32 protein-coding genes are annotated in these 25,547 nt (G+C 57.5%); 20 read left to right on the forward strand and 12 right to left on the reverse strand.

Features of this window, described 5'->3' with window-relative positions:
- The 4 genes from mutS to BLW22_RS03190 form a co-directional block, all read right to left on the reverse strand.
- The gene (gene mutS, locus BLW22_RS03175) at positions 1-2,580 is read right to left on the reverse strand and encodes a DNA mismatch repair protein MutS (RefSeq protein ID WP_162494266.1); all 2,580 of its coding nucleotides are present in this window, start codon (positions 2,578-2,580) and stop codon (positions 1-3) included.
- Between the two features lie 184 nt (positions 2,581-2,764).
- The gene (locus BLW22_RS03180) at positions 2,765-3,718 is read right to left on the reverse strand and encodes a hypothetical protein (protein WP_074844082.1); all 954 of its coding nucleotides are present in this window, start codon (positions 3,716-3,718) and stop codon (positions 2,765-2,767) included.
- 609 nt (positions 3,719-4,327) lie between these two features.
- The gene (locus BLW22_RS03185) at positions 4,328-5,563 is read right to left on the reverse strand and encodes a site-specific integrase (RefSeq protein ID WP_074844084.1); all 1,236 of its coding nucleotides are present in this window, start codon (positions 5,561-5,563) and stop codon (positions 4,328-4,330) included.
- Complete coding sequence (locus BLW22_RS03190; RefSeq protein ID WP_074844086.1) at positions 5,530-5,727, reverse strand: excisionase; 198 nt, start codon at positions 5,725-5,727, stop codon at positions 5,530-5,532. The genes BLW22_RS03185 and BLW22_RS03190 overlap by 34 nt, the downstream gene beginning before the upstream one ends.
- Positions 5,728-5,855: 128 nt before the next feature.
- Between BLW22_RS03190 and BLW22_RS34810 the strand changes: the two genes are divergently transcribed.
- Positions 5,856-6,407: a hypothetical protein gene (locus BLW22_RS34810; protein ID WP_159440231.1), complete on the forward strand. Its 552-nt coding sequence runs from the start codon at positions 5,856-5,858 to the stop codon at positions 6,405-6,407.
- 242 nt (positions 6,408-6,649) lie between these two features.
- Here BLW22_RS34810 and BLW22_RS03200 read toward each other — a convergent pair whose 3' ends face one another.
- From BLW22_RS03200 to BLW22_RS03240, 8 genes are all read right to left on the reverse strand, one after another.
- The gene (locus BLW22_RS03200; protein ID WP_074844088.1) at positions 6,650-7,192 is read right to left on the reverse strand and encodes a phosphohydrolase; all 543 of its coding nucleotides are present in this window, start codon (positions 7,190-7,192) and stop codon (positions 6,650-6,652) included.
- Positions 7,189-7,410, reverse strand: coding sequence for a hypothetical protein (locus BLW22_RS03205; protein ID WP_065927343.1), 222 nt, complete (start codon positions 7,408-7,410; stop codon positions 7,189-7,191). The genes BLW22_RS03200 and BLW22_RS03205 overlap by 4 nt, the downstream gene beginning before the upstream one ends.
- A complete protein-coding gene (locus BLW22_RS03210) occupies positions 7,407-7,805 on the reverse strand; it encodes a hypothetical protein (protein ID WP_074844090.1) in 399 nt (132 codons plus the stop codon). Before BLW22_RS03210 ends, BLW22_RS03205 begins: the two co-directional genes overlap by 4 nt.
- Positions 7,806-7,869: 64 nt before the next feature.
- The gene (locus tag BLW22_RS03215; protein WP_074844092.1) at positions 7,870-8,205 is read right to left on the reverse strand and encodes a pyocin activator PrtN family protein; all 336 of its coding nucleotides are present in this window, start codon (positions 8,203-8,205) and stop codon (positions 7,870-7,872) included.
- Positions 8,202-8,669: a hypothetical protein gene (locus tag BLW22_RS03220; RefSeq protein WP_074844094.1), complete on the reverse strand. Its 468-nt coding sequence runs from the start codon at positions 8,667-8,669 to the stop codon at positions 8,202-8,204. Before BLW22_RS03220 ends, BLW22_RS03215 begins: the two co-directional genes overlap by 4 nt.
- Positions 8,670-8,831: 162 nt before the next feature.
- On the reverse strand, positions 8,832-9,122 hold the full coding sequence (locus BLW22_RS03230; protein WP_065927347.1) for a phage antirepressor KilAC domain-containing protein: 291 nt from the start codon (positions 9,120-9,122) through the stop codon (positions 8,832-8,834).
- 9 nt (positions 9,123-9,131) lie between these two features.
- A complete protein-coding gene (locus BLW22_RS03235; RefSeq protein ID WP_074844098.1) occupies positions 9,132-9,689 on the reverse strand; it encodes a hypothetical protein in 558 nt (185 codons plus the stop codon).
- Positions 9,690-9,955: 266 nt separating this feature from the next.
- Complete coding sequence (locus tag BLW22_RS03240; RefSeq protein WP_065927349.1) at positions 9,956-10,612, reverse strand: LexA family transcriptional regulator; 657 nt, start codon at positions 10,610-10,612, stop codon at positions 9,956-9,958.
- Positions 10,613-10,710: 98 nt separating this feature from the next.
- On the opposite strand from BLW22_RS03240, the gene BLW22_RS03245 reads away from it, so the two are divergent.
- The 19 genes from BLW22_RS03245 (at position 10,711) to BLW22_RS03340 (ending at position 25,545) form a co-directional block, all read left to right on the forward strand.
- Positions 10,711-10,899 carry a Cro/CI family transcriptional regulator gene (locus tag BLW22_RS03245; RefSeq protein ID WP_053130838.1) on the forward strand — a complete coding sequence of 63 codons (189 nt, stop codon included), beginning with the start codon at positions 10,711-10,713 and terminating at the stop codon, positions 10,897-10,899.
- Between the two features lie 273 nt (positions 10,900-11,172).
- Positions 11,173-11,682: a phage regulatory CII family protein gene (locus BLW22_RS03250; RefSeq protein WP_074844100.1), complete on the forward strand. Its 510-nt coding sequence runs from the start codon at positions 11,173-11,175 to the stop codon at positions 11,680-11,682.
- Positions 11,683-11,889: 207 nt separating this feature from the next.
- Positions 11,890-14,112, forward strand: a complete 2,223-nt coding sequence (locus BLW22_RS03260; RefSeq protein ID WP_074844104.1) for a VapE domain-containing protein — start codon at positions 11,890-11,892, stop codon at positions 14,110-14,112.
- Positions 14,109-14,468 (forward strand): PA0613 family protein, encoded by a 360-nt coding sequence (locus BLW22_RS03265; protein ID WP_074844106.1) that lies wholly within the window; start codon positions 14,109-14,111, stop codon positions 14,466-14,468. The genes BLW22_RS03260 and BLW22_RS03265 overlap by 4 nt, the downstream gene beginning before the upstream one ends.
- Before the next feature lie 526 nt (positions 14,469-14,994).
- The gene (locus BLW22_RS03270; RefSeq protein WP_074844108.1) at positions 14,995-15,294 is read left to right on the forward strand and encodes a hypothetical protein; all 300 of its coding nucleotides are present in this window, start codon (positions 14,995-14,997) and stop codon (positions 15,292-15,294) included.
- A gap of 241 nt (positions 15,295-15,535) precedes the next feature.
- Positions 15,536-15,760 carry a hypothetical protein gene (locus tag BLW22_RS03275; protein WP_074844110.1) on the forward strand — a complete coding sequence of 75 codons (225 nt, stop codon included), beginning with the start codon at positions 15,536-15,538 and terminating at the stop codon, positions 15,758-15,760.
- A 63-nt stretch (positions 15,761-15,823) separates the two neighbouring features.
- Entirely contained in the window at positions 15,824-16,168 is a 345-nt protein-coding gene (locus BLW22_RS03280) for a phage holin family protein (RefSeq protein WP_065927355.1), read from the forward strand.
- Between the two features lie 19 nt (positions 16,169-16,187).
- Positions 16,188-16,919, forward strand: a complete 732-nt coding sequence (locus BLW22_RS03285; RefSeq protein ID WP_143045090.1) for a hypothetical protein — start codon at positions 16,188-16,190, stop codon at positions 16,917-16,919.
- A gap of 208 nt (positions 16,920-17,127) precedes the next feature.
- Positions 17,128-17,622 carry a hypothetical protein gene (locus BLW22_RS03290; protein WP_053130817.1) on the forward strand — a complete coding sequence of 165 codons (495 nt, stop codon included), beginning with the start codon at positions 17,128-17,130 and terminating at the stop codon, positions 17,620-17,622.
- Entirely contained in the window at positions 17,561-19,657 is a 2,097-nt protein-coding gene (locus tag BLW22_RS03295; RefSeq protein WP_083381315.1) for a phage terminase large subunit family protein, read from the forward strand. Before BLW22_RS03290 ends, BLW22_RS03295 begins: the two co-directional genes overlap by 62 nt.
- Positions 19,658-19,660: 3 nt before the next feature.
- Positions 19,661-19,882, forward strand: a complete 222-nt coding sequence (locus BLW22_RS03300) for a DUF6148 family protein (protein WP_074844112.1) — start codon at positions 19,661-19,663, stop codon at positions 19,880-19,882.
- Positions 19,879-21,489, forward strand: coding sequence for a phage portal protein (locus BLW22_RS03305; protein ID WP_074844114.1), 1,611 nt, complete (start codon positions 19,879-19,881; stop codon positions 21,487-21,489). Before BLW22_RS03300 ends, BLW22_RS03305 begins: the two co-directional genes overlap by 4 nt.
- Positions 21,490-21,491: 2 nt before the next feature.
- On the forward strand, positions 21,492-22,856 hold the full coding sequence (locus BLW22_RS03310) for a S49 family peptidase (RefSeq protein WP_074844116.1): 1,365 nt from the start codon (positions 21,492-21,494) through the stop codon (positions 22,854-22,856).
- Between the two features lie 42 nt (positions 22,857-22,898).
- Positions 22,899-23,315 (forward strand): hypothetical protein, encoded by a 417-nt coding sequence (locus BLW22_RS03315; RefSeq protein ID WP_074844118.1) that lies wholly within the window; start codon positions 22,899-22,901, stop codon positions 23,313-23,315.
- Positions 23,316-23,377: 62 nt separating this feature from the next.
- Positions 23,378-24,325, forward strand: coding sequence for a Mu-like prophage major head subunit gpT family protein (locus BLW22_RS03320; protein ID WP_074844120.1), 948 nt, complete (start codon positions 23,378-23,380; stop codon positions 24,323-24,325).
- Positions 24,326-24,360: 35 nt separating this feature from the next.
- On the forward strand, positions 24,361-24,609 hold the full coding sequence (locus BLW22_RS03325) for a hypothetical protein (RefSeq protein WP_065899730.1): 249 nt from the start codon (positions 24,361-24,363) through the stop codon (positions 24,607-24,609).
- Positions 24,599-24,808, forward strand: a complete 210-nt coding sequence (locus tag BLW22_RS03330; RefSeq protein ID WP_074844122.1) for a hypothetical protein — start codon at positions 24,599-24,601, stop codon at positions 24,806-24,808. The genes BLW22_RS03325 and BLW22_RS03330 overlap by 11 nt, the downstream gene beginning before the upstream one ends.
- Positions 24,801-25,088 (forward strand): hypothetical protein, encoded by a 288-nt coding sequence (locus BLW22_RS03335; RefSeq protein ID WP_074844124.1) that lies wholly within the window; start codon positions 24,801-24,803, stop codon positions 25,086-25,088. The genes BLW22_RS03330 and BLW22_RS03335 overlap by 8 nt, the downstream gene beginning before the upstream one ends.
- Positions 25,089-25,092: 4 nt before the next feature.
- A complete protein-coding gene (locus BLW22_RS03340; protein WP_074844126.1) occupies positions 25,093-25,545 on the forward strand; it encodes a hypothetical protein in 453 nt (150 codons plus the stop codon).
- The last annotated feature ends 2 nt before the right edge of the window (positions 25,546-25,547 follow it).

Consider the following 25,547-nt stretch of genomic DNA (forward strand, 5'->3'; position numbering starts at 1 on the left):
TTATATCCGAGTCTTCAGTGCATATAACATTTCCAGCGCTTTTCGCGGCGTCAAGTCGTCCAGGTCAAGCTTTGCCAATTCATCCAGCACCGGATGGGGCAGGCTGGCGAACATATCGCTCTGGTGCGGCGCAGCAGGTTTGCGGCTGGCCTTGGCAGGGCTGGCCACCACGGTTTCATGGGGCAGGGCCGTGGTTTCCAGGCGGCTGAGGTGCTCGCGGGCACGGGTGATCACGTCGTTCGGCACGCCGGCCAATTGCGCTACGGCCAGCCCGTAACTCTGGCTGGCCGGCCCTGGCAGCACGTGGTGCAGGAATACGATGCGCTCGTTGTGCTCGGTGGCATTCAGATGCACGTTGGCCACCAGCGGCTCGCTTTCCGGCAGCACCGTCAGTTCGAAGTAGTGGGTGGCAAATAGCGTATACGCACGCAGATGCGCCAACCGTTCGGCCGCCGCCCATGCCAGGGACAGGCCGTCAAACGTACTGGTGCCGCGACCCACTTCGTCCATCAGCACCAGGCTGCGCTCGGTGGCGTTGTGCAGGATATTCGCGGTCTCGCTCATTTCCACCATAAAGGTCGAACGGCCACCGGCCAGGTCATCGCTGGAGCCGATCCGGGTGAAGATGCGGTCTACCAGGGACAATTCACAACTGGCCGCTGGCACAAAGCTGCCGATATGCGCCAGCAGTACGATCAAGGCGGTTTGACGCATGTAGGTGGATTTACCACCCATGTTCGGACCGGTGATCACCAACATGCGCGTATCATCGTCCAGCGACAGGTCGTTGGCGACGAACGGCGTGGTCAGCACCTGCTCCACCACCGGGTGGCGCCCCTGCACGATGCGCATGCACGGCTCGCTGACAAACCGTGGGCAGTTCAGGTCGAGATTCAGCGCCCGTTCGGCGAGGTTGCTCAGCACATCCAGCTCCGCCAGGGCGGCGGCGGTGTCCTGCAGCGGCGCCAACTGGCTGATCAAGTCTTCCAGCAACGCCTCGTAGAGCATCTTTTCCCGGGCCAGGGCACGGCTCTTGGCCGACAGCGCCTTGTCTTCAAACTCCTTCAGCTCCGGGGTGATAAAACGCTCGGCACCTTTGAGTGTCTGGCGGCGTTGATAGTCGATGGGCGCCGACTCGGCCTGCTTACTCGGCAACTCGATAAAGTAGCCATGCACGCGGTTGTAGCCCACCTTCAGGTTGGCCAGGCCGGTGCGAGCTTTTTCGCGGGCTTCCAGGTCGATCAGGAACTGCCCGGCGTTTTCGCTCAGGGACTGCAGTTCGTCCAGTTCGCTGTCGTAGCCGGTCTTGAGCACGCCGCCGTCACGGATGATCGCCGGCGGGTTGTCGATAATGGCCTTTTCCAACAGCGCTGCCAGTTCCGGGTAGGTACCGGCCGTTACGGCGAGCTGTTGCAGGTGCGGCGTATCCAGTTCGGTCATTGCCACTTGCAGTTGCGGCAGGGCGCTGAGGGCATCGCGCAGACGCGCCAGGTCACGGGGTCGCGCATTGCGCAGGCCGATCCGCGCCAGGATGCGCTCGATGTCGCCGATTTCCTTCAGCTGCGGCTGCAGCTTTTCAAAGCGATAGCCGTCCAGCAGGCAGGTAATCGACGTCTGGCGCGCCTGCAGCACCGTCAAATCCCGCAACGGACGGTTCAACCAGCGGGTCAACAGACGGCTGCCCATGGCGGTTTGGCAGCGGTCGACCACCGATTGCAGGGTGTTGTCACGCCCGCCGGACAGGTTGGTGTCCAGTTCCAGGTTGCGACGGCTCGCGCCATCGAGCACCACGGCGTCGTCCAGGCGCTCATGGCGCAGGCTGCGCAAATGCGGCAGGGCGGTGCGTTGGGTTTCCTTGGCATAGCTGAGCAGGCAACCCGCAGCGCCGATGGCCAGGGTCAGGGTTTCGCAACCGAAGCCTTTAAGGTCCTGCACCGAGAACTGCTGGCATAGACTTTTCAGTGCCGAGTCACGCTCGAAATCCCATGGCGCGCGACGCTTGGTCCCACGGCGTTTTTCCGCAGGCAGATCCTTCGGCCAATCATCCGGGATCAACAACTCCACCGGGTTGATGCGCTCCAGCTCCGCCAGCAGGTTTTCCCAGCCCTTGATCTCCAGCACGCTGAAATTGCCGCTGGTGATGTCCAGTACCGAAAGCCCGAACAAGCGCTCATCGCCCAGCACCGCAGCGATCAGGTTATCGCGACGCTCATCCAGCAGCGCCTCATCACTCACCGTCCCCGGCGTAATAATGCGCACCACCTGGCGTTCCACCGGGCCCTTGCTGGTGGCCGGATCGCCGATCTGCTCGCAGATCACCACCGATTCGCCCAGCTTCACCAGCTTGACCAGGTAACCCTCCAGCGAGTGGTAAGGAATCCCGCACATCGGAATCGACTGCCCCGCCGACTGCCCGCGCGCGGTCAAGGTGATGTCCAGCAACTTGGCGGCCTTCTTCGCGTCTTCATAGAAGATCTCGTAGAAGTCGCCCATGCGATAGAACATCAACTGATCAGGGTGCTGGTTTTTCAGGCGCCAGTACTGCTGCATCATCGGGGTGTGTGAGGATAGATCTGAAATTGCTTTATTCATCAGTGGGTTAGCGAAATCTATAATAAAAGTTGGGGCGAAAATGGGGCTTTTCGTTAGCAACTAGACTGATAGCAGCTTGATCTGACCCCAAGACTCCTTGCCCTGGATAGGGGCGCCAGATTACCACGGATGAGTTTGCGGATACGGTGGCTCCTGGCGCTGGCGTGTCAAGCTAGGCGGGCTTGCCACATTCTAGCTCGCCGATCTCTGCGCGTTCGGCTTCGCTAAAGAGGCCTTTCAGGTCGGGCTCTTTGTCATCTTTTATCTTGTTTTTTATCCACAACTGTTTTTGCTTTAGCGTGTGATCGGTTGTTTCAAGTGTGATGGCTTGGCGGATTAAGGCTTTAATCTGGTCAAGGCTCTCTTGGGCATCTTGTTGCAACATGTACATGTAGCAAGCTTTGTTGAATAGAGTAATTGGCGTAGTACGACCGGCCTGGATTTGCTCGTTTACAATCTCGAGGGCCTCTTGAATTCTTCCTAGTCTCTTGAGAATGTAGCCTTTATATACTCTTGATTTGTCATACTCTACAGATGCTTTGTCGTCGCTGTAAATTGCGAGAGCCTCATTGATGCATCTTAGCGCCTCTTCCAAGAGATTCTTGGAGCTGGTTTTTTCAAATGATTCGGTGTTTGTTACGGCTTTAAGATATAATACTTCTGCTCGTAACTTGTTGTTTTGCATAAGAATATTTTCGTCCTGCTTTTTTCTCTCTTTCGACTCTTTCTCGATCTCTTGCTGTAAAACCTTGTCTGCTATTCCGTCGAGAAGCGCATAGCCAAGATAAGATGCGATGCCTGACACGGATACAAGTAGAAGGGCTTGTTGTACAAATGTCGCAGTTTTGCCAGCTTCGATCGGAAGTATTATTGATTGGTAATCAATATGAATAACTGATGAAAAAAATGGCACGCAAATGAAAGAGGCTGCAGCGCCAAATAAAATAGTTTTCAGAGGTATACTTTCATCTTCTCCCGCTGCGCGAGACCACTTTGCGTAGCCACCGAGATAAGCACCAAAAAGTATTAAAACCATTACGAATATGAGGTTAAGCAAGCTAGGATAAATGTTCAAAAAGGAATGCAGGATTGGATCTAGGATCGCAGTGGAGTTCGAGCTTTCCATTGTTTTTTCACCACTTGCTAATTTTTAAGAAAAAAAAAGCAGGCACAATGCCTGCTCTTTTACAGATGGATATAACTCAGATGTCCGGACGCTCGTCCATATAGACATTGGCTACGAAATCTTTCATGTATAACCTCCATAAGAGAGCACGATGCTTCGGGTTGTGCCACGTTGTGCTGATTTCACGAGGCGACCTAAATATAGTTTATCAGCAGGCTAATGCAAAGCTTTTTCGTCTGACCCGACGGCCCTATGGCTGGGGCTGGCCTTGCGATATCAGTCCTGCTGGGGCTTATCTTGAGGTGAAATGCCTAACGAGTAAAGGCTAATTTTGTGCCGTTTCATGATGTGGGCAAAAGCCCCTGCTTTCAATGTCTTAAGATTTTAGCCTTTTCAAAATGTTAAAAAATTGACGCTTACCCTTGACATGTGTTTTTATAATGCATGTGATCTTTCGAGCGCTCCACATGCTCACCCCCTAGGCCGAAGGGCGCCTCTCTTCGAGAGGCGCCCTTCGGCCTAGGGGGTGAGCAGGATGCAGCCCTTTTTTTCGCGCTTTTTTCAAGGTTTTTTCGTGATGTGCTTCATTTCAAGGCTTATGTGAATTCTTTAGCTCTGCAAATTTCTCCAAATTCGTTTCAGTTCTCCTGAGGATTCGTCGTCCATCCATTTAGCGTAGACCTCAACGAGCATCGTAAAGTCCTTGTGTCCCATTTGTTTTGAAATAAATGCAAGGTTGCCTCGAGCGGTCAGGCACCAGCAGGCATAGGTATGCCGGGTCTGGTATGGCCGGCGCTGGCGGATACCCGAGCGCTTTTGAATTGCTGCCCACTTTGTGTTCCACGATGTGGGAATGAACCATGGATTGATAATTTTCTTGCGGGCTTGTGTCATCGGGGATAGCAACGGGGTAACTGTTTCTATGCGTTTCTCGTGACGGTTCAGGTACACCACGATCTCGCGAGGCGCATAGCCTGCAACCAGTCCTATCAAAACTTTGCAGGCTTCGACGGCTGGTGGCATCAGAAGCACAGTCCGAGGTTTTCCAGTCTTCGGGACTTTGAATGTGCCATCTGCGGTTATTGCTCGGATGATATTTATCTGCCCTGCAACTAGGTCGATGTCTTCGACAGCTAGTGCACACATCTCTCCCGGGCGAAGGCCCGTGTAGACCGCGAGGGTGATCGCCGCTGAATCTTGTGGATGAAGGCATCCTTTGCTGATCAGTTGTTCGAACTCGCTTTTTGTTAGCGGATCTGGTTCACGTCCTGTCATCGCAAATCGTATGCATGCGGCTGACAGGCCTTTGCGGCAGTAGCTGTTCTTTTCACACCAGGCCAGGAAGCCGGCGAACGTGGCTAGGTAGTGGTTCGCGGTTGACGGAGCACGGGTGGCGATCAATTGTGTCCTGAGTAACTGGATATCTTCGGGCAAAAGAATGCGTGCCAATCGTTCAGGACCTAATAGCGCGATGCAAATATCCAGCGCATAGCCATATTTCTCTTCGGTCATCGGGGTGATGTCGACGGCCTTGAGTGGTTTGTAACGGTCCATTAACGAGGCCAGGCGTTCGTCCTTTACGTTGCTGTAATTGGTCGCGTTCTTCGAGTTGGGGAAGTGACGGTTGTAGTCGAAGTGCCCAGTTTTAATTTCATGGATAATGGCTGCCCTTAGTAGAGCTGCATGTTTAATATTGGCTTTGGTTACCGGAAGGCCGAGGGATTCGCGGCAGCGTATACGTCGCCACATAAACACGACGCGCAGGTAGCCGCCGTGTATCTCAATCCCTTTGTGCTTTGCCAGTTCGGTTTCTAGGCCGCTTCCTGAGGTGCGCTCTCGGCCCACTTGTCATACTCCGTCATGTTGATTGCAATGCGGCCGTCCGGAGTCTTGCGCCAGACACGACCTTGGGCCCAGGTGCCGTTCTTCACTTTGTGGCGGATAGCGTCTTCGCTATAGCCGGTGAGTTCCGCGGCGCGGCTGATCATTACCCAGTTTGGGAGACTCATATTTTTCGCCTCCACAAGCTGCGGTCGTACGACTTTGAATGGATTGACGGTGGGCATTGGTTAAGCCGAGCCCCGCGTCGGTGAGCAGGGGCGCAATGCTTAAAACGGGGATAAGAGGAGGCAGATCGGTGCATACGTTTCAGGTGAAAAGTATCAACGACATGTTGTTGAAGTTGGACTGGGAGGTAGGCCAGCTGCAGCGCAGTCACATTTCCAAGGCTACGGATAGACTCGCTACTTCGAGCTACTTTGCAATCAACGGTGCTCTCACGGCTTTCCATATTTGCGAGTGGATTTGGCACTGTGGATCCGAGTCCCAGCGTGAAATCTGGGGCAAGGGGCAGAGGGGAAGTCAACCGACCAAAACGAATTTTCAGATGCATCTGAGAGAGCTTTGCCCCAGCCTCAGTACCTGTCGTGAAATAGCGAACTCCTTCAAGCACTACGCAGCGGATCGATATCCAGATGACACCATCAAGCCGGCCTCTGTTTGGTTTACCACTATGGCCGCAGAGGTTGGAATCATGCGAGCAGGTGATACCCTCAGCGCTGATGCCGCGGTACTCATGATTTCCAATGGTGTGGGTACGGTTCCAGTGGCTCATGTGCTGAGCGTGGTTCACGGATTTCTTGACGATTTTTGTGAGCGGCACGGGCTTGTTGGCGACACAGATGCTTGATGCAAAAACTACTTTACCCCCTTCGGCAGGCTGCGCGAGCGGGCGCTCTGGAGCGGTTAGCGTTGCATCACTGAGCGCTGCCCCGCGCAGCTTATCGTGCGGTATAAGTGCCTCGGCAGTGGCGCTAGAAGGAGCAATAATGCCTGCTGCTGCGCAGCAGAGACTGTTTGTTTCTAGCGTGTCGACGCTACCTGCAGTGCGGAGCAAAGCGGGCAGGGCGTTGGTGTTGTCCTTGTGGTTCTTCATGCCGCTTTCCTCCGGTGTTCAATAGCAAGTTGGTCCATCAGTCGCTGGTGGTAGGTGAGTCGGGCTTCTGCGGCAGGCCATGGGCGGATGATTTCAACCATGGGTTCGATGCCGACCAAGCAATCCCATATAGCCGCATCGGTTGGCATGAGGTCGCGGCGCTCGGTCGCTAGTGCCATCAGGTCGGCTATGTACACGCAGGCAGGAAGATCCAAGTCCAGATCGAAGCGCTCACAAACGCGCATCCAGATCACGTCCTCGAAGCCACGGTAGTAGGGCATCCACTGCTTGAGTGGGCGCGTCATGTCGCCCAGGTAGGCTTCGGTCGCGTCGTGGAGCAGGGCAGCGAGCTTGTATTCTTCTGGCACCAGCTCAGCGACGATGCAGCTGTGTTGGGCCACGCTGTAGAACTCGCGGGTGTGCCCGTTGAAGCGGCAGAGGTGTGCCAGTGAGTGGGAAATATCCCGTGGATCGATCATGTCGGCGTCAGGTTCGAACAGGTCAAAACGCTTGCCGGTGTGGGTGAGGATCCAGTTCATGCTGCCTCCTTCACGAGGTCGGCCAGCAGCAGGGCGTCGTCTGTTGCTTTGTGCAGATCGCGCAGCCTGTTGTAGCCGATGAGCGCTCTCAACTGACGGTCGAACTCTCGGTTGCGGCGAGTTATGTCGTGCAGTTCCTTGATCGCCTTTGTGTATTGCTGTTGTAGCGTTCCAGCGGCTTGAGGCGTCAGCCGCAGCATCGGGATGGCGCGGCTCATGTCACATCCTCCTGGCGGAAGGCATTCAACTCGTCGGCCATGCTCAAAGCGTGGTCGCGCAACATGAGTGCTTGAGTCGCGTGGCCTTCCGATTTGATGGCGTGGAAGAAATCGGCGGCCAGTTTGAGTTTCCCCGCGATGGCCAGAAGGATCTGACGGTCCTGGGGTTCCCTGATCAAAATCAGTTCCAGGCGCTCACATCGCCGTGTGGCGTTTTCGAGAGCAGTTGCGGACGACGACTCGCCCTCCTCAATGCCCTGGATGTAGCCCTTAGCGTGGCCGTCGTCGTAGCCTTCGCTCCAGCCGTCCTTTAAGCCGCCTCGGTACCCGACCCAATACAGGATGGCGAGTGCAATTACGAAGCTGATCAAGGCGAGAGTTTCTAATGCCGTCATCTGGTTTGCTCCTAGTGTTGTGTTCCGCATGGCTGGTGGTGCAGCGGTTGCGGTGGTTCAGCTGTTATCGAAGTGTGTCGGTTAAAATGTCATCTCTCGTCTGGCTGGGGTTGAGCACCTCATCTGCGGCATCGGCCTGCGTATCAATGAAGATCGCCAGATGGCGGATATCGATAAAACGGGGGCGCTTTGCGCTGGTATCCAGAGTGGTGATGGGCAGCGCTACACGGCCACTTGTCAGTGCGCGAGTGAAGTTGTCTTGGTTTAGATTGCTGAAGTAACGTTCACGTACCTGTTCGACGGGGACGAGCAGATCCCCGAGGGTTCGGTACAGCAGGTCAACGGTTTGACTTCTGGGCGCTATCGGCAGGCGCAGTTCGCGCTGTAAGGAGGCCGTCATGCTGCGTTCGCCTTATCTACTTGGGCCTTGAGCGTGCCGAGCGTCAGCTTTCCGGGCTTACGTTGCGGCGCTGCTTTGGCATGGGGTTGGTTACTGGCTCGAATATCGCGGTTGATAGCTGCCAGGGCTGTGCGTGCTGTGTTGCCGAACGCCACGAAACGCGGCAGTGGAGAGGTGCTGTCTAGCGGTTCCAGCACGGCACCTAGCTCAACTCCCTCAATACCGTAGCCAAGGCGCAGCATGGCGCGCGCCCGGTAGTTGGGGCCGAGATCGATGACGAGCTGGTCGAGAGCTGCAGCTAGTTGTAGGTGCTCCATTTGCAGCGGTGCGCCGGTGATGGTGAGGGAAGCGCCGGCGGCTGTGGCGGCCATTGTGAGGTTGGCCAGAATTTTTTCTGGCGTACGACGTTCTTCGGGCAGGTTCAGCAGCTCGATCAGTAGGGTGTCAATCAGCTTGCGGTCCATGTGGGTTCCCTCGGGGGTGGTTCCAGGCGATCTCAACGTGCGTGCGTACCAGATCGCGTAGGTGCTCCGGTACTTCTGCCAGCGCGGCAATGCGTTCCTCTCGGGTCCGCATCGCCGTGATCTGGCGGGCGTACTGGCGCGGCCATGCTTCAGGCTGTCTCATTACGCGACTTCTCGCGGGTCAGGCACGGCGGGTGGGGCTGGGCGCTCAATGCCGATCTGCCTGGCCAGCCAGGAAATACCAATGTCGGTCACGCGCGTGGTGCGCTTGTATTGCATGCCATGCTTCTCGTGAAACCAGCGACTCTCACGGGTGACCAAAAAGTCTTTGGTCAAGGCAGGGTTGGTTGGCAGGTTGTGTTGATCCAGCAAGCCTTTGTCGCGCATGCGTTTCATCAGTTCGCGGTGACCCAAACCTAGGCGTTCCGCTACGCGTTTGAGGGATAGGCTCATGACGACACCTCACGCGGCGGCTGCGAGGCTATTGCGGTAGCCCTGCAGGAATTGGTTGAGGTTTTCAGCCAAGATTGCGTAGGCGCGCTGGTTGTCGGCGGGCAGGGTGAGCACGCATCCGGCGGCGTCGAGTTCAAGCTTGGCGATGTAGCCGCCACGTGGGTTGCGCTGGATCTGTACAGAGGGATCCAGTTCGTCAGCGATCAGATGGTAAATGCCGCGCCCACGTCGAATTGCCAGACGTAGGATGGCCTCTATATCACCGACAGCCTCATGCTCATCTACATCGGGCACGCCGGTAGGGCTGAGGCCGTTCGCGATACCTTCAATGAAGCTAGCGACACGCGTGGCGTTGTTTTTGCGGTGCTTATCGAGGGTGACGGAATTGAGCGTCCCGCAGATCTGCACCAATACTGTGATGCCGGCGGTGCACTGATAGATCTCGACCTTAGCCGTTACGGTTTGGCCGCCATCACGCGAGTGAAGGGTGTGATTGAAGGTGCCGCTAAGGGTTACCTGGGCCTGCAGGCGAATATACGCACCGGCATTGAGAGACAGTCTGCTCATGCTGCGCGCCCTCCATCATCTGGATTGAAGGGCGCTGGCATGTGGCTGGTGGCAGCTTTGCGTTTGGTGGGTGCGAAGGTGCAACCGTGGATTACGGCTAGGCGGCGCACCTCGAAAATACGGCTGGGTGGGCACGTTGGGAGTACGTGCAAGGTTGCGGTTTGCATGGGGATTGCCTCGCTCTGTGGTGGGAGAGTGAGGCAATTAAAGTTCTCTTAACTTTTTAAGTCAAGGATGCTTAAGTTATTTTGTTAAGAGATCTACAGCTAGAGGGCTCCAGCGTGCCATACGGCCCGTCCGATGATGAGTAGATGACCAATGCTTGTATCGGTCGCGCTCTCATCCGGATAGGCGCGTTTGTCCTCGTTGTCGCTTCGAATTATCCAACCGTTGGTGAGCGTGTGGACTAAGCGCTTGATGCTGATGTCTCCGTCTGGGCGCTGAATTGCATAGATTCTGCCGTTCAATGGCTCCCGCTGGCCTTCGTCAATCAGCAGCACATCATCATCAGCAATGGTCGGGAACATGCTCATTCCTGTGCTGTAGATGACCTTGAGGTTCTTTTCCTTCAAGCCCATTCGGGTAAGCCAGTCTCTCCTAAACATTAGGCCGCCGAGGTCTTCTATGTGGTGGTTTGTGTGACCCGGGCCTGCACCCGCCTTGGCGGTGAATTGGGGAATCAGCACATGGCCCTCCTCGAGGGCGCCGGCGTCATATTTGTCCCCTATGCCTTCGGCAAGCCACTGTGCTGAGAACCCGGTAGCGCGTGCGAATAGGAAAAGATTTTCAGCCTTGAGGCTCCCGTCTCCCTGGGCTAACTGGCTAATTCTGGCAGCACTCAGGTTGGACTCTATGGCCAAGACGCTGGCTTTCTTTCCGCACTTGGAAATGGCGTATGCGATTCTTTCTGCTGGAGTATTCATTAAGCTAGCTTAAGGCTTACTTTGTTTGGAGTCCTTCATTTGCTTGCCAAATAAGTTAAGTGTACTTACTGTATTGGGTAGGCAAACAGGAGAGCACCATGCTCACGACAGAAGTAATCGCCTTCTTCGGAGGGAAATCTAAAGTGGCTGCGGCTCTGAAAGTCTCCCCCGCTGCAGTATCGCAATGGGGCTCTGAGCCGCCGCAGTCACGCCAGTACCAGGTTCAAGTGCTTACAGATGGAAAGCTCAGGGCGACAGATAAAGCGTCAAGCCAGCAGGCCGCTTGACGAAGTAAAAGGCAGAGCGGCGCGGAGCAAACCAATACAACGCGCCGTTCCACCGCCCCCCAAGGCACGGATGCCCTGGGTTGCCTGCTAACCCACCACGGTCTGCAAGCTGCAACGGAAGGGCACATGCGGAGCGTGTGCCTTGCCATCGGGGTGCAGCCGGGTTTTCTACCACAGAGCAACCGGCTGCATGCGACCACCTGTGAGTGACCACAGCACAACTGTACCAAACAGGCATGCAGCGGTCACTGGCAGAGTTTTTGGAGTTTTGCCATGAACCGTAAACAGTTCAATTCCATTGAGCGCGCACGGCGTTCGCTGTTGACTCTACCGCAAGCTTTGCTTCACGCCGCACGTGATTATCCGGGCGGAGCCACTGCCATTGCCGCTATCGACGGCGGCAACGCCACCACCCTCAATCATAAGCTGAGCCTGACCAACACCAGTCACACGCCTAACATTGGCGATCTTGAATTGGTGCTGGATGCCACGCGCGATCCGCGCATCGTAGACGCGTTGCTGCATCCCATCGGTTGGGTGGGAATCGACGTTTCCGAGTTGAGCGACACCGACACGGCGCAGTCGCTAATGGCAGGCATTGGCGAGTTGCTTTCTCGTGAGGGGGAGTTAGCCACGCATGTATCGACCTCATTGTCCGATGACAAATTGGACGATGACGAACTAGCTGAGTTTGAACTGCTGGCCGAGCGGATGGTGCAGGCGGTGTTTAAGTTGCGCGCAGTGCTCCGCAAGATGCATGCGGAGGATCTGACCTATGTCTGACAACGCAGATGTTGCTGATAACGTCATTGCTCTTAATCTTGCTGTGGCGATGGCCGCGCGTCCTAGTGCCAATCCAAGCCAATGTACGCTCGAGTGCGTGGACTGCGGGGATGTCATCCTAGAGGCTCGGCGATTGGCAATGCTTGATCGCGGCTGTACGCGCTGCACTGACTGCCAGGAGCTGGCAGACCGGCGTGGGGTGCGAGCATGACCAATCACGAACTACTCGATGATGTGTTGGCCCAGTTGCAGCACTACGGGCTTAAACCAGAAACCCCACTGGTGATTGGTAAGCGAACGCGTTGCGAGTGCGACGGTGATAAGGCCCCGGAGAAAACGGGTTGGTATGTGATCTATGAGCATCTGACTGGTGACGGCAAAACACTGTATTGCGGCGCTTTTGGCGACTGGCGTCAGGGTGAAAAAGGCAGTTGGCAGAAGATCAAGCCAAAGGGCGGGCGGCTGAGCGCTGAAGATCGAGCGGTGATGCGCGCCAGGGCCGAGGAAGGCCAGCGCAAGGCCGCCCTGGCTGAGGACCGAAAGCACCGCACTGCCGCCCGGCGCGCTGCTGGTATGTGGAAGCACCTATCTGAAAAGGGCGGTTCGCGTTACTTGGATGCCAAGCGGGTAGTCGGCATCGGTCTGCGTTACAAGGCAAAGAGCGGTACGGCTTTCGTGCCGATGCGCAATGTGAAGGGCGATATTGTCGGGCTACAAGTGCTGTACCCGGAAAAGCAGGCTGCTACGGGCAGGAACAAAACCTACTGGCCGTACGGTTTGGCTAAAGAAGGCGCGTTTCATCTGATCGGCCCCGAGCCAGAGCCGGGCGACGTGATTTTGATCGCAGAGGGATACGCGACAGGCGCCAGCCTGCACATGGCGACCTCACTGACGGTGTGCATTTGCTTTGATGCCGGCAACTTGCTGCCGGTGGCACAAGCCATGCGCACAAAGTATCCCGGCCGGCAGTTGGTGTTTTGCGCTGATGATGATTGGAAGACTGTAGTGAATGGGCACCCGTATAACGCGGGGGTAATCAAGGCTGGCAATGCGTCGGTTGTGGTCGGTGGGCAGGTGGTTATGCCGGTATTCGACAACGACCGGGAAGACGGCTGGACGGATTTTAACGATTTGCACTGTGCTGAGGGCATGGACACGGTGCGCCGCCAGGTGTTGGCGGTGGTTCGACCCTCTACCGATGAGGGGTGGCGTGAGAAGCTGCAGTATTCTGAAAAAGGAGGATTGATCGTACACCCATTCAACGTGGCATTGATTCTGGGTAACGATAAACGCTGGGCCGGCGTAATCGCCTGGGATTCGTTCAGTTCGAAGACGCGCAAGCTGCGTACACCTCCGTATGGCGGTGGTAAGGGGGACTGGACCGATCTTGACGACATCAGGGTGGCGCTGTGGCTTGCTGATGTTTACGGGCTACGGGTGAAAACTGCCCACGTTGTTGAGGCTGTCAGTGCGGTGGCGAATGACAACTCATACCACCCGGTGCGAGAGTATCTAGACAGCCTTGAGTGGGATGGCGTGCGACGCCTTGAGCGTTGGTTGCAGGATCGGTTGGGTGTTATGGATAGTTCGTACACCCGCAAGGTGGGCAAGCGCTGGATGATTTCTGCGGTGGCCCGCGTTTGTCGACCTGGCTGCAAGGCTGACTCAATGTTGATTTTGGAAGGCTTGCAGGGCGAGGGGAAATCCACGGCTGCGCGGGTATTAGGCGGCGAGTGGTTCATGGATACATCGTTTGACCTGAGCAGCAAAGACGCCTATCAGGCGATCCGAGGCAAGTGGATTGTTGAGATGGCCGAGCTGGACTCACTGAACAAGGCAGAGTCGACCAAGGCCAAGCAGTTCGTCTCATCGCCCATCGACACCTACCGCGAGAGCTATGGCCGGCGAATGCTGGATGTGCCCCGGCAGAGCGTTTTTATCGGCACGACCAACCAGGATGAGTACCTGAAGGACGACACGGGCAACCGCCGTTACTGGCCGGTGATGTGTACAAAAGTTGATCTTGAGGGCCTGAGAGCCGACCGTGATCAACTCTGGGCCGAAGCGTTAGCCTGTTTTCGCGCAGGTGACATATGGTGGGTGGAGCGCGATGAGGCTGATGTGTTTGCGGCTGAGCAGGATCAGCGTTATCAGGCTGATATGTGGGAAGACCTGGTGGTCGGCTACCTGGCCGACAAGCATATTGGCGATACGGTGACAGGCGCGCACTTGCTTGAGCATGCGCTTAACATCGACCCAAGCCACTGGGGTAGACCCGAACAAATGCGCATCGGCAAGATTATGCATCGGATGAATTGGCCCCGCCGGCGCAAGGGTAACTGTGTGCGTGGTGTGCGCAGCTATGAGTATGTGAAACCGCCGGAGTGGAAGCGAGGGTCGGCGGTGCCCAGGCAGGAGACCGCATTTTGATCCCGGAAATGGATGAGATGTTGAAATTGTGGGCGCTCGACATGCACGGTGGCGGTGGCCCTGACGGGTCTGCCAGCAGTATGTTGGGTCAATTGATCGATTGCCGGGGGGAATTGATTCGAGGCACACGTGGCGGTTCGAAGATGCTGCTGCCATGGAGTGCAGACATTGAGGTGATCGTAAACAAGCGTCTGTCCTGGCATCTGGCCCAAGTGGTGCAAGAGCATTACCTGAACCGTGAAAGCGTAGAACGCCAAAAATGGGCGCACTGTGGGTGTGGTCGAACGCAGTTCTATGCGCGCTTGCATTCGGCACATCTGGAGATCGCAGGCATGCTGCTGGAGCGCGTAGCTTGATGGCGCGGCGCGTCCCTGTACGACCGGCTAGTGTTTTGGCGGGTGGGTCATCTGCGCGCCGCGTGTTAATTGATGATGGCCCACCGTCCCACCTTTTTTGCATCTTTCCCGCATGTGACGCACACACCCACATACGCGCGCGCGTACGCGCAGCGTTTATTAATTCTCCCTTTACATGGAAAAAGTAATAAATAGTAGGACGGAGGGGCGCCGCTTTGATTCATCGGTGCTTCAGACGTCGCGCCTCTTTTGAAATCAGTGGGACAAGAGGGTCCATGCCTGCGGCGCTAGAGCCAGTAACGTTATATGTCCGTTGATTGCTGGTGTATTGCCGTTGATTGCCGTTGATTGCAGGGTGGCAGCGCTGAGCTCTTGCTGCCACCGGACTGGAGGGGTATAAATCAGTCATGTTCAAAGAGGTGCGCAACCAGCGACCTCACCAAAAACCCGGCCCTCGCGCCGGGTTTTTTCATTTCTCCTCAGGCGTACGACTCCGTACAGATAAATTGTCCTTTGGAGCTAAGAGATGGAACGAGATCAGAGGCTGTTGGTGAAAATCCTAGAGGTGTGCATTCAGGACTCAGAGGAGTGGAGGATTGATGCATCAGCGAAGGACATTCGTGGTCGCTTCTCCCCTGAGCAGCTAGGCCAGTGGTCTGCCGTTATTGTGGATGGCCACATTGAGCTGCTCGTCGACATGGGCTGTGTTAACGCTGATGGGGAAGCGCCGAATGTGCGTATTCAGCGTGTTACCAATGCTGGATACAACTATCTCGACAGAAGCAAAAGGTTGAGTTTGCACAGCAATGAGCGTCCCATCCATTAGCATGACAATGCTTTGAGCCCTGCCTAGTGCAGAGCTTTTTGTTTGCACGTCAACGCGATGATGAATTCTCATCAAGCTCTGATATGATTGCGCCGCCATTCTTCAGTCCGCCCTCCATCCCTCTCATTTGGGGGCTGGACTGAGGAGTGGTCTTAACCCGACCATTGAGTCGGTTTTTTTTTGCGCTCACATTGTCGAAGGCTGAAAAATAGGGCCTCTGACTACACTCAGGGAGAGCGTCATGGTTTTGCGTGGCATGGCACAGATGCATGTCGACGACTTGGCTGAAAGATTCAAGACGTTGGTGGTTGGGCATTCTGGTGAAGCGGACATCCAATTTGCATGGGTTGTTTTTTATCAAGGGCGAATGTTTGGCGCGTATTCAACTGCTGAGCAAGCTCTCCAGAAAATCACGGATATTGAGCACTGCATTAGCGTTGACGAGGTACCCGTCCCTCAAACCTAATCGGACTAACTTCTCACTCAAGCCCTGCCCAGCGCAGGGCTTTTTCGTTTAAGGGGCAAGGCAATGACGAACGAACAGCAAGCGCTGGCAGAAATGCCGATCTGGTTAGTGATCGTCCTGGCCCTGGTGGGCGGTGTGTCGGGCGAGATGTGGCGAGCGGACAAGGAAGGGACGCGTGGTTGGGCATTGATCCGACGATTGGCCCTTCGGTCCGGCGCCTGCGTGGTGTGCGGGGTATCGGCGATCATGCTGCTGTATGCGGCAGGCATGTCGATCTGGACGTCCGGTGCGCTGGGATGCCTCACGGCGATGGCAGGGGCAGACGTAGCGATCGGGCTGTACGAGCGCTGGGCGGCCAAGCGCCTTGGTCTGCGTGAAGCGCAAGCCAACGGTGAAGCTGGACCATAAGCATCCAGGGGCAATGACCATGATGCGACTTGAGTTGCGTGACAACATCGACAAGATCGTTAGGGAGATGCGTGGGCTCAGCAAGTCGAAGGTGCCGATAGCCGCTGCCAAAGCGCTAACCTTCACCGCCGAACGCGTCCAGGCAGCTGAGAAGGCCGAGCTTGAGCGAGTGTTCGATAGGCCCACACGGTGGACGCTCAATTCGGTTTTCAAGCGCAGTGCCACGACCAGCCGCCTGTTTGCCCGGGTGTGGGTCAAGGACGAAGCCAGCTCAGGCGTGCCCGCGTCCAAGTACTTGCCGGTGCACATTGACGGTGGCAACCGGCCACATAAGCGATTTGAGAAAGCGCTGATCCACTACGGCTTGATGCCAGCTGACATGTACGCCGTCCCTGGTCGGCGCGCCAGGATGGATGGCAACGGCAATATCAGTCGCGGCCAGATCGTGCAGATCTTGTCCGCACTCGGAGCAGCTGAGCGGGTGTCGGGCTTCATGGCCAACCGCACTCAGCGCAGCCGGCGCCGTAACCGCAACGCACCGGACTATTTCGTAGGTCGACCTGGCAACGGCACCGGCCCTTTGGGTATCTGGCAGCGGATCGGCAACGGGGCACGGCCCATCCTGATCTTCGTCAAGCGCCCGACGTATCGGCGGCGCTTTGACTTCTACGGGGTAGCCAATCGCGTCGCCGAGGCCGAGTTCGAGCCGCTGTTCCGGCGCGCCCTGGCACGGGAGATGGAGCGAGGTTGACCTCTTGTCGGTCTCGTGCATTTTTTCTAAAAAACTTTCGAATTTTCAATGATTTGTCGGGGTTTTGGCTTGGCAGGTCGGCCTGCGACCCTAAATCAATGGGTCCTTCCAGGCAGCGGGGCCATCGGGGTAATTCGAACCCCGACTTTTTTGCAGATTCAACCCGACATAGGGGGTTCCGCTTCCCCTTCTGTAACAGGACCAGACCATGCCAACCCAACTTGAAATCGCCGAGCACCTGGATATGAGTGAGCGTGCTGCGCGCGATGTACTCAAGCGGTTGAACCTGGACTGGCAGGCCGTAAGCCTTGCCGATATTCGTACCGCCTATATCCGCGATTTGCGCGAAAAAGCCGCTGGGCGCGGGGGCAGCCAACTTGAACGGCTTAACAAAGCTCGCATTGATGACCTTGAGCAGAAGGCGGCAAACGGGCGGTTGGTGTATCACGAAAAGTTGCGCGTATTGATCCCGGCAGATGACGCTGAGCAGGTCCTATCCGACTGGACCAGCTACGCCAACCTTGAATATCTGGGCTGTATTGAGCGACTCATACAGGACATCGACAACGTGCTGAAAGTCACGGTAGATCGAGCAGGGGTAAACAAAATTGTCGGACCTACACTCGAGCGAATTGCAGGCTATGCGCAAAACCTTGGCGCGCAGCTTGTTGGCAGCAGCGACGAAGTTCAGCCCGCCGCGTGACATCCCGACGGCGCAGTATCTGAGTACCGAATTTCACTTACCTGCTGAGGGTGCTGTGTTGCGCGGCCTCTATGATTTCCAATACACACCTTACTTCCTTGGCGTTGCCGCTGCTCTGGACGATCCCAAGGTCCGTGAAGTGGACCTGATGAAGGCCGCACAGATCGGCTGGACATGGTTCCTGATCGGTTTTCTTTTCAAAGTGATCCAGCACCTGCCGCGCCCGATCTTGATCCTGTTTCCCAGGGAAAAAGATGGCAAAAACTTTCATGACGAAAAGATCTTCTTCGGTGTCAACGTCAACAAAAAAGTGGCGAAGTTGATGCCGGTCAATACCAGCCGCACTGCGGGCAATCGCTGGGACCACAAGAACTTCCCCGGCGGGTTTCTTAAATTGGTGGCATCGAACTCTCCCGGTAACGTCAAATCCACGTCATCGGTTGGCTTGTCGGTGGTGGAAGAACCGGACGACACCAGCGATGACGTTAAGGGGCAGGGGGATGCGGTCGCCCTGCTGGAGGAGCGCGGTAAGCGTTATCCCGGTTCAAAAATGTTGGTTGGTGGGACGCCTGCTATCAAGGGCGCGAGCAAGACCGAGGCTCGATTGGCGCTTACTGACTGCCGGGTACTGCCGATTATCTGCCATGCCTGCGGCCAGGCTCACGTATTGGACTTTGCCCACATTCGGTGGCTCGATATTCCAGAGGAGGTACAGCCCCACGAGATTTACGGGCGTGCGGATCCGGAAACGGCTGGCTACGCCTGCCCGCACTGTGGCGATATTTGGGACGATTACCAGCGAAAAGAAAACATCCGCAACACGGTGTTCAATGCGATTGACGCGGGCGATCCTTACTGCGGTTGGGTACCGACCAAACCTTTTTTCGGGCGCGCTGGATTCATTGAACTCAACGAACTCTACGCATGTTTACCCGGTACCCACCTGGCCGAAATTGTTCGCGAGAAACTCAATGCAGAACACCGCGCATCGCTGGGCGACCTATCGGTGTTGATCAAGTTCGTCAACCAGAAACAGGGCCGTGCCTACGAGTACAAATCCGACCTGCCTGAGGCCGATAAACTGGCTGAGCGAGCGGAGGACTACCCGGAAATGTTTGTGCCCATGGGGGGGCTGGTGATCACCGCGGGGGTCGACGTGCAGCACGATCGTCTGGCGGTGGTGATGCGGGCCTGGGGCCGAGGCGAGGAATCCTGGCTGATCTACTGGGGGGAGATCTACGGCGAGGTGGTGCTACCTGACCAGGGCGTCTGGCTGGATCTGGAAAAGTTGCTGTTTGCGCCGATCCCACACGCCTGCGGCGCCAAGCTGAGAGTGATGGCAGTGTCGCTTGATACTTCGGACGGCACTATTACCCAAGATGCTGCGTATGCGTTTTGCCGTAAGCATCAGCGCAGGCGAGTGATGGCGATCAAGGGGGCGAGTGAGCGTGGTAATACCCGTGCTGATGAACGAATGGAGATCTTCAGTGCGCCTCGGCAAGGTGTAGATACGGACAAAGAGCAAAAGGCCTCAAAATACGGCCTACGCCCCTATATGGTTGGTACGTCTCGGGCCAAGGACCTGTGGATTGAGGGGCGGCTGCCGTTGACGGGGAACGGTCCCGGTCGGATGCACTTTTACAAAACGGTGCGCCCCGATTATTTCCGGCAGATCACTGCCGAAGTGAAGGCGCCGAGCCGGCTACACCACTACCGCAAGGTCTGGCAGAAAAAGTCCGGCCAACCCAACGAAGGTACCGACTGCGAGACGTATGCGTTGCACGCGGCCCGCTCCCTGAAAACGCACTTGATGCGCGAGCATGACTGGGCAGGGCTCGATGCACAGATCCGTCAGGGGGCGTTGTTTGACCCGCCCGAGTCTGATCAATCCGAGACAGATCCCGATCCCGATACGGACGGGGGTAATCCGGAACCAACACCGCCAGTCGAACCACCCAATCTCCCGCCCTCTGGCGGGAGAGTTGTTTCTGGGCGCCGTAGTGCAATGCGCGTGCTCTCCCAACGCAGGAATTAATTCATGGCTATCACCCTGGAACAAGCGCAGGGCCAGCTGCAAGCCTGGCTCGATGCGAGCATGAAGGTCAGCCAAAAGCAGAGCTATCGCATCGGCACCCGGCAACTGGAATACGCCGACCTTGCCGAAATCACCAAGACGATCGACTACTGGCAACAGCAAGTTGATCGCCTGGAGAGCGGTCGCACTCGGGGGATCGTCCTGCGTGGGATTACGCCGCGATGAGCCGCGCGCCGAAAGTGCCAGAGCCGACGCTGCTGGATAAGGCCATCACCTGGCTCAGCCCCGAGCGCGGCGCCAAGCGCATGCACGCCCGGTTGACCATGACTGCCTTGGGCGGTTACAGCGGCGCGTCGAAGTCCAAGCGCACGTTGAGCGCCTGGACCCCGACGGCAGGCAGTGCGGCAGCAGATCTGCTGCCCGACTTGCCCACGCTTCGCGAACGCTGCCGAGACCTTGAACGCAACAACCCCATCGGTGGTGGTGCGATCAATACGGTGACGACGAAAACGGTCGGCACCGGCCTGGCGCTTAAGTCAGTGGTCAATCGCTCGATTTTGGGCTGGGACGAAGACCAAGCCAGGGAGTGGCAGCGCAAAACCGAATCGCTGTTCAAGTCCTGGGCGGAAACCACCTGCTGCGACATCACCCGCGAGCAGAATTTCTATGGTCTGCAGGATCTGACCTGGCGATCTGTGCTGAGCAGCGGTGACGTCTTTACGTTGCTCACGCACAAAGAACAACCGGGTCAGCACTACTCGGCGTGCATCCAACTGATTGAGGCCGACCGGGTTTGTAACCCTAGCAATAAGGCCGACACGGAAGCCCTCACGGCCGGCATTGAGCGTGACGCCGATGGTGCTCCGATCAGGGCTCACATTTTGCGCAGTCACCCGGGGGCACTCGGCGTCAAAGAGCGCGTTTGGGATGATCGTCCGTTCTTCAATGAGCGTGGCGGTCGCGTGCTGCTGCATGTGTACCGGCGTCGTCGGGTGGGCCAGCCACGCGGTGTGCCGTACTTGGCGCCGGTGATCGAGAAGCTCAAGCAGTTGGACCGTTACACCGATGCCGAGCTGGAAGCGGCGGTGGTGTCTGCGTTCTTCGCCGTGTTCATCAAACCGGGGCAGGGCGGCAATCTGAGCCCTCTGGCATCGGCCGTCAGCGGCAACACCCCGGTGGGTGGCGATAAACCCGCCGGGCGCGACCAGGGCGGTTGGGACGGCTCACTCAGTGGCGGCATTGTCGCCGAACTGGACGACGGTGCGTCGATTGATACCGCATCACCCGGTCGCCCGAACATGGCATTCGATCCGTTCGTACTCGCCATGCTTCGACAGATCGGCATGGCCCTGGAGCTGCCTTACGAGGTGCTGATCAAGCACTTTACCGCCAGTTACACCGCCGCACGTGCTGCGGTGATGGAGGCTTGGCAGTTCGTTCGCGGTTGCCGTGATTTCCTGGGCCAACATTTCTGCCAGCCCGTGTACGAGCATTGGCTTGAAGAGGCCGTGGCACAGGGAGACATTGAGGCTCCTGGGTTTTTCGACCACCCGTTGCTGCGCTATGCGTACAGCGGGTCGCTGTGGGTGGGTGATGGTCCTGGCACCGTTGATCCTCTCAAAGACATCAATGCCGCCGAAAAGCGCATCGATATTGGTGTCAGCACGCTCGCCAAGGAATCCATGCTTTACGACGGCAGCGACTGGGAAGAGAACCACGAACAGCGTGCGCTTGAAGTGAAGCGTAGGCGCGATGACGGCCTATCCGTGTCACCAACGGCTCGCCCCGAGGATGAGCCTGCGGCCAATCCTGATCTACCTGAACGGACCTAACTATGAGCGACAACCCAACCGATGCACCTCCCGTGCACCGGGTGACGGCGTTCGACCTGGTATCACGCGAGCCCTGGGCCATCACCCCGGACATGCTGCAGACCATCACCGCCATCGCCCGCCGGGAGCATGAAGGCCCGGAAGCCTTGGAGGCCAGGCAGGGTAAACCCCTGCAGAACAGCCGCGCGGTGAACCAGCGCGGCAATGTGGCGTTGCTGCCCGTCACCGGCCCGGTGTTCCGCTACGCCAACTTGTTTACGGCGCTGTCCGGTGCGACGTCGCTGGATGTGCTGGCCAAGGAGTTCACCACCGCCGTCGACGATCCGCGCACCGACACCATCATCCTGGTGATGGACACCCCCGGTGGTATTGCCAGTGGCATCGCTGAGTTCGGCCAGATGATCCGCGCCTCGCCCAAGCGGGTAGTTGCGTATGTATCCGGCAACGCGGCCAGCGCTGGCTACTGGATAGCTGCAGCAGCCCATGAAATCGTCATGAGCCGCACCGGCGCAGTGGGCTCCATCGGCACGGTGCTGACGGTGCGCAAAAGCGACGACGACGGCAGTTTTGAGATTGTCAGCAGCCAGAGCCCGAAAAAGCGTCCTGACTTCGGTACCGAGTCAGGGCGGGCAGTAGCGCAGGCCCATGTCGACCGGCTGACTGACATCTTTGTCGAGGACGTCGCCAATTACCGTGGCGTCAGTGTTGAAACCGTTTTGGCCGACTTCGGCCAGGGTGATATGCGGATTGGCTCCGATGCCGTGGCATTGGGCATGGCCGACCGTGAATCCACCCTTGAACAACTCATCGCCGAGTTCAACAGCAGTTCTTCTGGAGAAAGACCTATGTCTACTACCACCAACAGTAACGCACCCGCTCCAACTGCAGATAAACCCGTTATTAACCGTGAATACCTGGCCGCGAATCATGCCGAGCTGCTCGCCAGCCTGGAACATGACGCGCATGCCGCTGGTGCAGCTGCCGGCGCCCGCGCCGAGTGCGAACGCATCCAGGCGGTGGAAGCCGCCGCGCTGCCCGGGCACGAGGAGTTGATCGCCACGCTCAAGTTCGACGGCAAAACCAGCGGTGCCGAAGCGGCGGCGCAGGTCATCGGCGCCGAAAAAACCAAACGCGCCGGTGCGCTGGCCGACATTCGCACCCAGGCGCCTGCGCCAGTGCCCAACGTGCTGACGCCACCGGCAGCCCCAGAGGCTGTGAAGGAGGATCCAGAGGCGCCGCTGGAGGAACGCGCCAAGGCTACCTGGGACGGCGACAAGGAGCTGCGCGCCGAGTTTGGCACCTTCGAGGCCTATCACGGCTACCGCAAGGCCACCGAGCGGGGCCTGGTCAAGGTTCTGAAAAAGTAAGTACCGGGTAACCCCTTTCCACCCATGGCTCTGGAGAATCCTATGCCTCTTACACTCGACACCCCCCGCGCTTATGAGATCGGGGACATCAACGATTTGTCGGTCGCGGCCGGCGTGCAAATTTTCGAAGGTTCGGCGGTCGGCATTGTCGCGGCTAACGGCCTTGCGCGACCTCTGGCGGCAGGGGATCTGTTCGTGGGCTTCGCCGATCGCGGCGTCGACAATCGAATTGGCGCCGCTGCAGCAGCGCGTGTGCGTCTTCGCGAAGTGGGCAAAGTTGAACTGCCCGTCACTGCGCTGGCGATCACCGACATCGGTAAGCCGGTGTATGCCAGCGACAGCGGCACATTTGCGCTCACCGCCGCTGGTAACAGCCTGATCGGGCATGTTCACCGGTTCGTGCGCACCGGCGTCGGCATCGTCAAGTTCACCGCCCAGGCCATCCCCGCAGCGGCCTGACGCATCACTCAACCCGGTTTCAAACTTTTCTCTGACCGTATCCTTCTTCAGGAGAATCACCCATGGGTGCTGAAGTACTTTCCAGCCGTGCCATCATCGGCATGTTTTACGAACTGCTCGAGCAGAATGTGGGGTCGAACTGGATCGACGCCGTGTCCAACCTGTTCGACTCCGACCAGGCCAAAGAAACCTATCCATGGATCGGCATGGTGCCGACCTTGCGTGAATGGATTGGTGGTCGCCACGCCAAGGGCTTTATCAGCGCTGATCTCGAAATCGAAAACCTGCATTTTGAAGCCACCCTCGAAGTGCTGGTCACAGAGCTGCGCCGCGACAAAACCGGACAGTTGCGCATCCGCCTGGGCGAGCTGGCCGACCGCACCAACGCGCACTGGGCGCGACTGCTGTCGGTGCTGCTGCTCAACGGTGAAAGCCAGACCTGTTATGACGGCCAGTACTTCTTCGATACCGACCACGAAGAAGGTCAGAGCGGCGTGCAGTCCAACAAGATCACAACCAGTCTTGCCAGTTTGACGGCGGGGACTTCCGGTACCCCAACCCGGCCGAGTGTCGAAGAGTTTCAGCAGGCCGTCGCCAAATCCATCACCCAACTGACCAGCCTGAAGGATGATCAGGGCGAACCCATCAACGAGCTGGCCCGCGAGTTCCTGGTGATGGTGCCGTTCAACCTGCTGAGCGTTGCGCAGACGGCGCTCAGCGTGCCGCGCGGTACCAACATTAACGAGATCGTCATGCCGGACAACGTGGTGGTTCGCGTGGTGGGCAACGTGCGCCTCAACGCCTGGCAGGACAAGTTCGTGACCTTCCGCACGGATGGTCGTTTGAAAGCATTCATCCGCCAACAGGAAACCGACGTGGCCATGAAAGCCAAGGCCGAGGGCTCGGAGTACGAGTTCGACAACGATGCTCATCAGTACGGCGTCGACACCTGGCGCAACGTGGGTTTTGGGCGCTGGCAGTATGCCGTTCTTAACCAACTGGTGGCGTAAGCCTTTCGGCCTGACACCTCACTGAGGGCATTGATATGCCGAAATACCGCGTGGAACAGACGATCACCCTTTATGGGGGGGAACTGATCCTGAATGCGGCCCAGGCCAGTGCGCGTGCGCATAACCTGGAGCCGGTCGAAAACAAGAAGGGTCGCTACACCATTGTGTCGCCTGTTCAGTTCAAAGCCGGGGAGGTGATTGTGATCCCCGGCGAACCGGACAAGGCATTGGGGCAGCGGTTGTCGAAACTGGACAAGGTCGCAGGAGAGCGTAATGCCGAATAAATCCTACACGGTGCTATCCGGCTCCTTTCGCGGGCCAGATGACAAACTGACCGGTGCGGGGGGCGTGATCGAGTTGCCTGATGACGTGGCCCAGCGCTTTCGCCACCAGTTGGAAGTGTTGGTGGTCGAGTCAGCACCGGCACCTTCCGCTGTGGGTGAGGGCGGACGCAAGCCCGCCAAGGTGAGCCCTGATGTTTGACGAAGATCTCAAGGGCTTCCTTGAGGACTTCGACGTTGGCGGGATGGTTGATGGTCAGCCGTTTCTGGCCGCGCGGGATATGCCGGACGAAATCCACGGCATGGGCGGTATCAATAGCCAGTCGACCGGTTACGAGATCCTGGTCATCACCGCCGAGGCCGAGCGCCTGGGCATCGACAACCCAAAACTGATCACCGTAGCCGGCGTGAATTTTCGCGTCCGTGACCGCCGGATGATCGATGACGGCGCCTTTAGCCTGGCCTCCCTCACCAAGGTTTAACCTCATGCCCTCGATTCAAGAACGCATCGTCGCAAAGGCGCAGGCGCTGATTCTGGGCGCCGGTACGTTGGCGGCAGACCGGGTGTATCGCAGTCGTACTGAGGCGATCAAACGGGACATGACTCCGGCGATCGTGCTGCGCCCTGACCTTGAAACCTGTGAGCGCGAAAGCGCTGCAGTGGATCGCAACCAGTTCGAGCTGACGGTGGAAATCATCGCCCGGGAGGACACGGTCACAGGTGCTGCCTGGGATCAGGTCGCCGACTTGGTCAAGGTTGCCGTGCATGCGGTCCTGATGGCAGAGGAAGCCTTTGAGGAGGCGGATCGGGTGCAGCGCTTCTACATCGACTGGATCGAAGACGAGGGCGACAACACCGCCGGCAACTGCATGGTGCGCTACCGCTTCACCTACCTGTGCAACACCGGCGACCTGACGGCCGGACCTACCTTTTACTGAGG

Origin of the sequence: Pseudomonas marginalis (genome assembly GCF_900105325.1) — a bacterium.
Taxonomy (GTDB): Bacteria; Pseudomonadota; Gammaproteobacteria; order Pseudomonadales; family Pseudomonadaceae; genus Aquipseudomonas; species Aquipseudomonas marginalis.

Bases quoted from the DNA above. Each gene is read 5' to 3' on its own strand.
- BLW22_RS03180 (WP_074844082.1), bottom strand. From the start codon at position 3,718: ATGGAAAGCTCGAACTCCACTGCGATCCTAGATCCAATCCTGCATTCC.
- BLW22_RS03190 (WP_074844086.1), bottom strand. From the start codon at position 5,727: ATGAGTCTCCCAAACTGGGTAATGATCAGCCGCGCCGCGGAACTCACC.
- BLW22_RS03200 (WP_074844088.1), bottom strand. From the start codon at position 7,192: ATGAACTGGATCCTCACCCACACCGGCAAGCGTTTTGACCTGTTCGAA.
- BLW22_RS03205 (WP_065927343.1), bottom strand. From the start codon at position 7,410: ATGAGCCGCGCCATCCCGATGCTGCGGCTGACGCCTCAAGCCGCTGGA.
- BLW22_RS03210 (WP_074844090.1), bottom strand. From the start codon at position 7,805: ATGACGGCATTAGAAACTCTCGCCTTGATCAGCTTCGTAATTGCACTC.
- BLW22_RS03215 (WP_074844092.1), bottom strand. From the start codon at position 8,205: ATGACGGCCTCCTTACAGCGCGAACTGCGCCTGCCGATAGCGCCCAGA.
- BLW22_RS03220 (WP_074844094.1), bottom strand. From the start codon at position 8,669: ATGGACCGCAAGCTGATTGACACCCTACTGATCGAGCTGCTGAACCTG.
- BLW22_RS03230 (WP_065927347.1), bottom strand. From the start codon at position 9,122: ATGAGCCTATCCCTCAAACGCGTAGCGGAACGCCTAGGTTTGGGTCAC.
- BLW22_RS03235 (WP_074844098.1), bottom strand. From the start codon at position 9,689: ATGAGCAGACTGTCTCTCAATGCCGGTGCGTATATTCGCCTGCAGGCC.
- BLW22_RS03240 (WP_065927349.1), bottom strand. From the start codon at position 10,612: ATGAATACTCCAGCAGAAAGAATCGCATACGCCATTTCCAAGTGCGGA.
- BLW22_RS03245 (WP_053130838.1), top strand. From the start codon at position 10,711: ATGCTCACGACAGAAGTAATCGCCTTCTTCGGAGGGAAATCTAAAGTG.
- BLW22_RS03250 (WP_074844100.1), top strand. From the start codon at position 11,173: ATGAACCGTAAACAGTTCAATTCCATTGAGCGCGCACGGCGTTCGCTG.
- BLW22_RS03260 (WP_074844104.1), top strand. From the start codon at position 11,890: ATGACCAATCACGAACTACTCGATGATGTGTTGGCCCAGTTGCAGCAC.
- BLW22_RS03270 (WP_074844108.1), top strand. From the start codon at position 14,995: ATGGAACGAGATCAGAGGCTGTTGGTGAAAATCCTAGAGGTGTGCATT.
- BLW22_RS03275 (WP_074844110.1), top strand. From the start codon at position 15,536: ATGGTTTTGCGTGGCATGGCACAGATGCATGTCGACGACTTGGCTGAA.
- BLW22_RS03280 (WP_065927355.1), top strand. From the start codon at position 15,824: ATGACGAACGAACAGCAAGCGCTGGCAGAAATGCCGATCTGGTTAGTG.
- BLW22_RS03285 (WP_143045090.1), top strand. From the start codon at position 16,188: ATGATGCGACTTGAGTTGCGTGACAACATCGACAAGATCGTTAGGGAG.
- BLW22_RS03290 (WP_053130817.1), top strand. From the start codon at position 17,128: ATGCCAACCCAACTTGAAATCGCCGAGCACCTGGATATGAGTGAGCGT.
- BLW22_RS03295 (WP_083381315.1), top strand. From the start codon at position 17,561: ATGCGCAAAACCTTGGCGCGCAGCTTGTTGGCAGCAGCGACGAAGTTC.
- BLW22_RS03300 (WP_074844112.1), top strand. From the start codon at position 19,661: ATGGCTATCACCCTGGAACAAGCGCAGGGCCAGCTGCAAGCCTGGCTC.
- BLW22_RS03305 (WP_074844114.1), top strand. From the start codon at position 19,879: ATGAGCCGCGCGCCGAAAGTGCCAGAGCCGACGCTGCTGGATAAGGCC.
- BLW22_RS03310 (WP_074844116.1), top strand. From the start codon at position 21,492: ATGAGCGACAACCCAACCGATGCACCTCCCGTGCACCGGGTGACGGCG.
- BLW22_RS03315 (WP_074844118.1), top strand. From the start codon at position 22,899: ATGCCTCTTACACTCGACACCCCCCGCGCTTATGAGATCGGGGACATC.
- BLW22_RS03320 (WP_074844120.1), top strand. From the start codon at position 23,378: ATGGGTGCTGAAGTACTTTCCAGCCGTGCCATCATCGGCATGTTTTAC.
- BLW22_RS03325 (WP_065899730.1), top strand. From the start codon at position 24,361: ATGCCGAAATACCGCGTGGAACAGACGATCACCCTTTATGGGGGGGAA.
- BLW22_RS03330 (WP_074844122.1), top strand. From the start codon at position 24,599: ATGCCGAATAAATCCTACACGGTGCTATCCGGCTCCTTTCGCGGGCCA.
- BLW22_RS03335 (WP_074844124.1), top strand. From the start codon at position 24,801: ATGTTTGACGAAGATCTCAAGGGCTTCCTTGAGGACTTCGACGTTGGC.
- BLW22_RS03340 (WP_074844126.1), top strand. From the start codon at position 25,093: ATGCCCTCGATTCAAGAACGCATCGTCGCAAAGGCGCAGGCGCTGATT.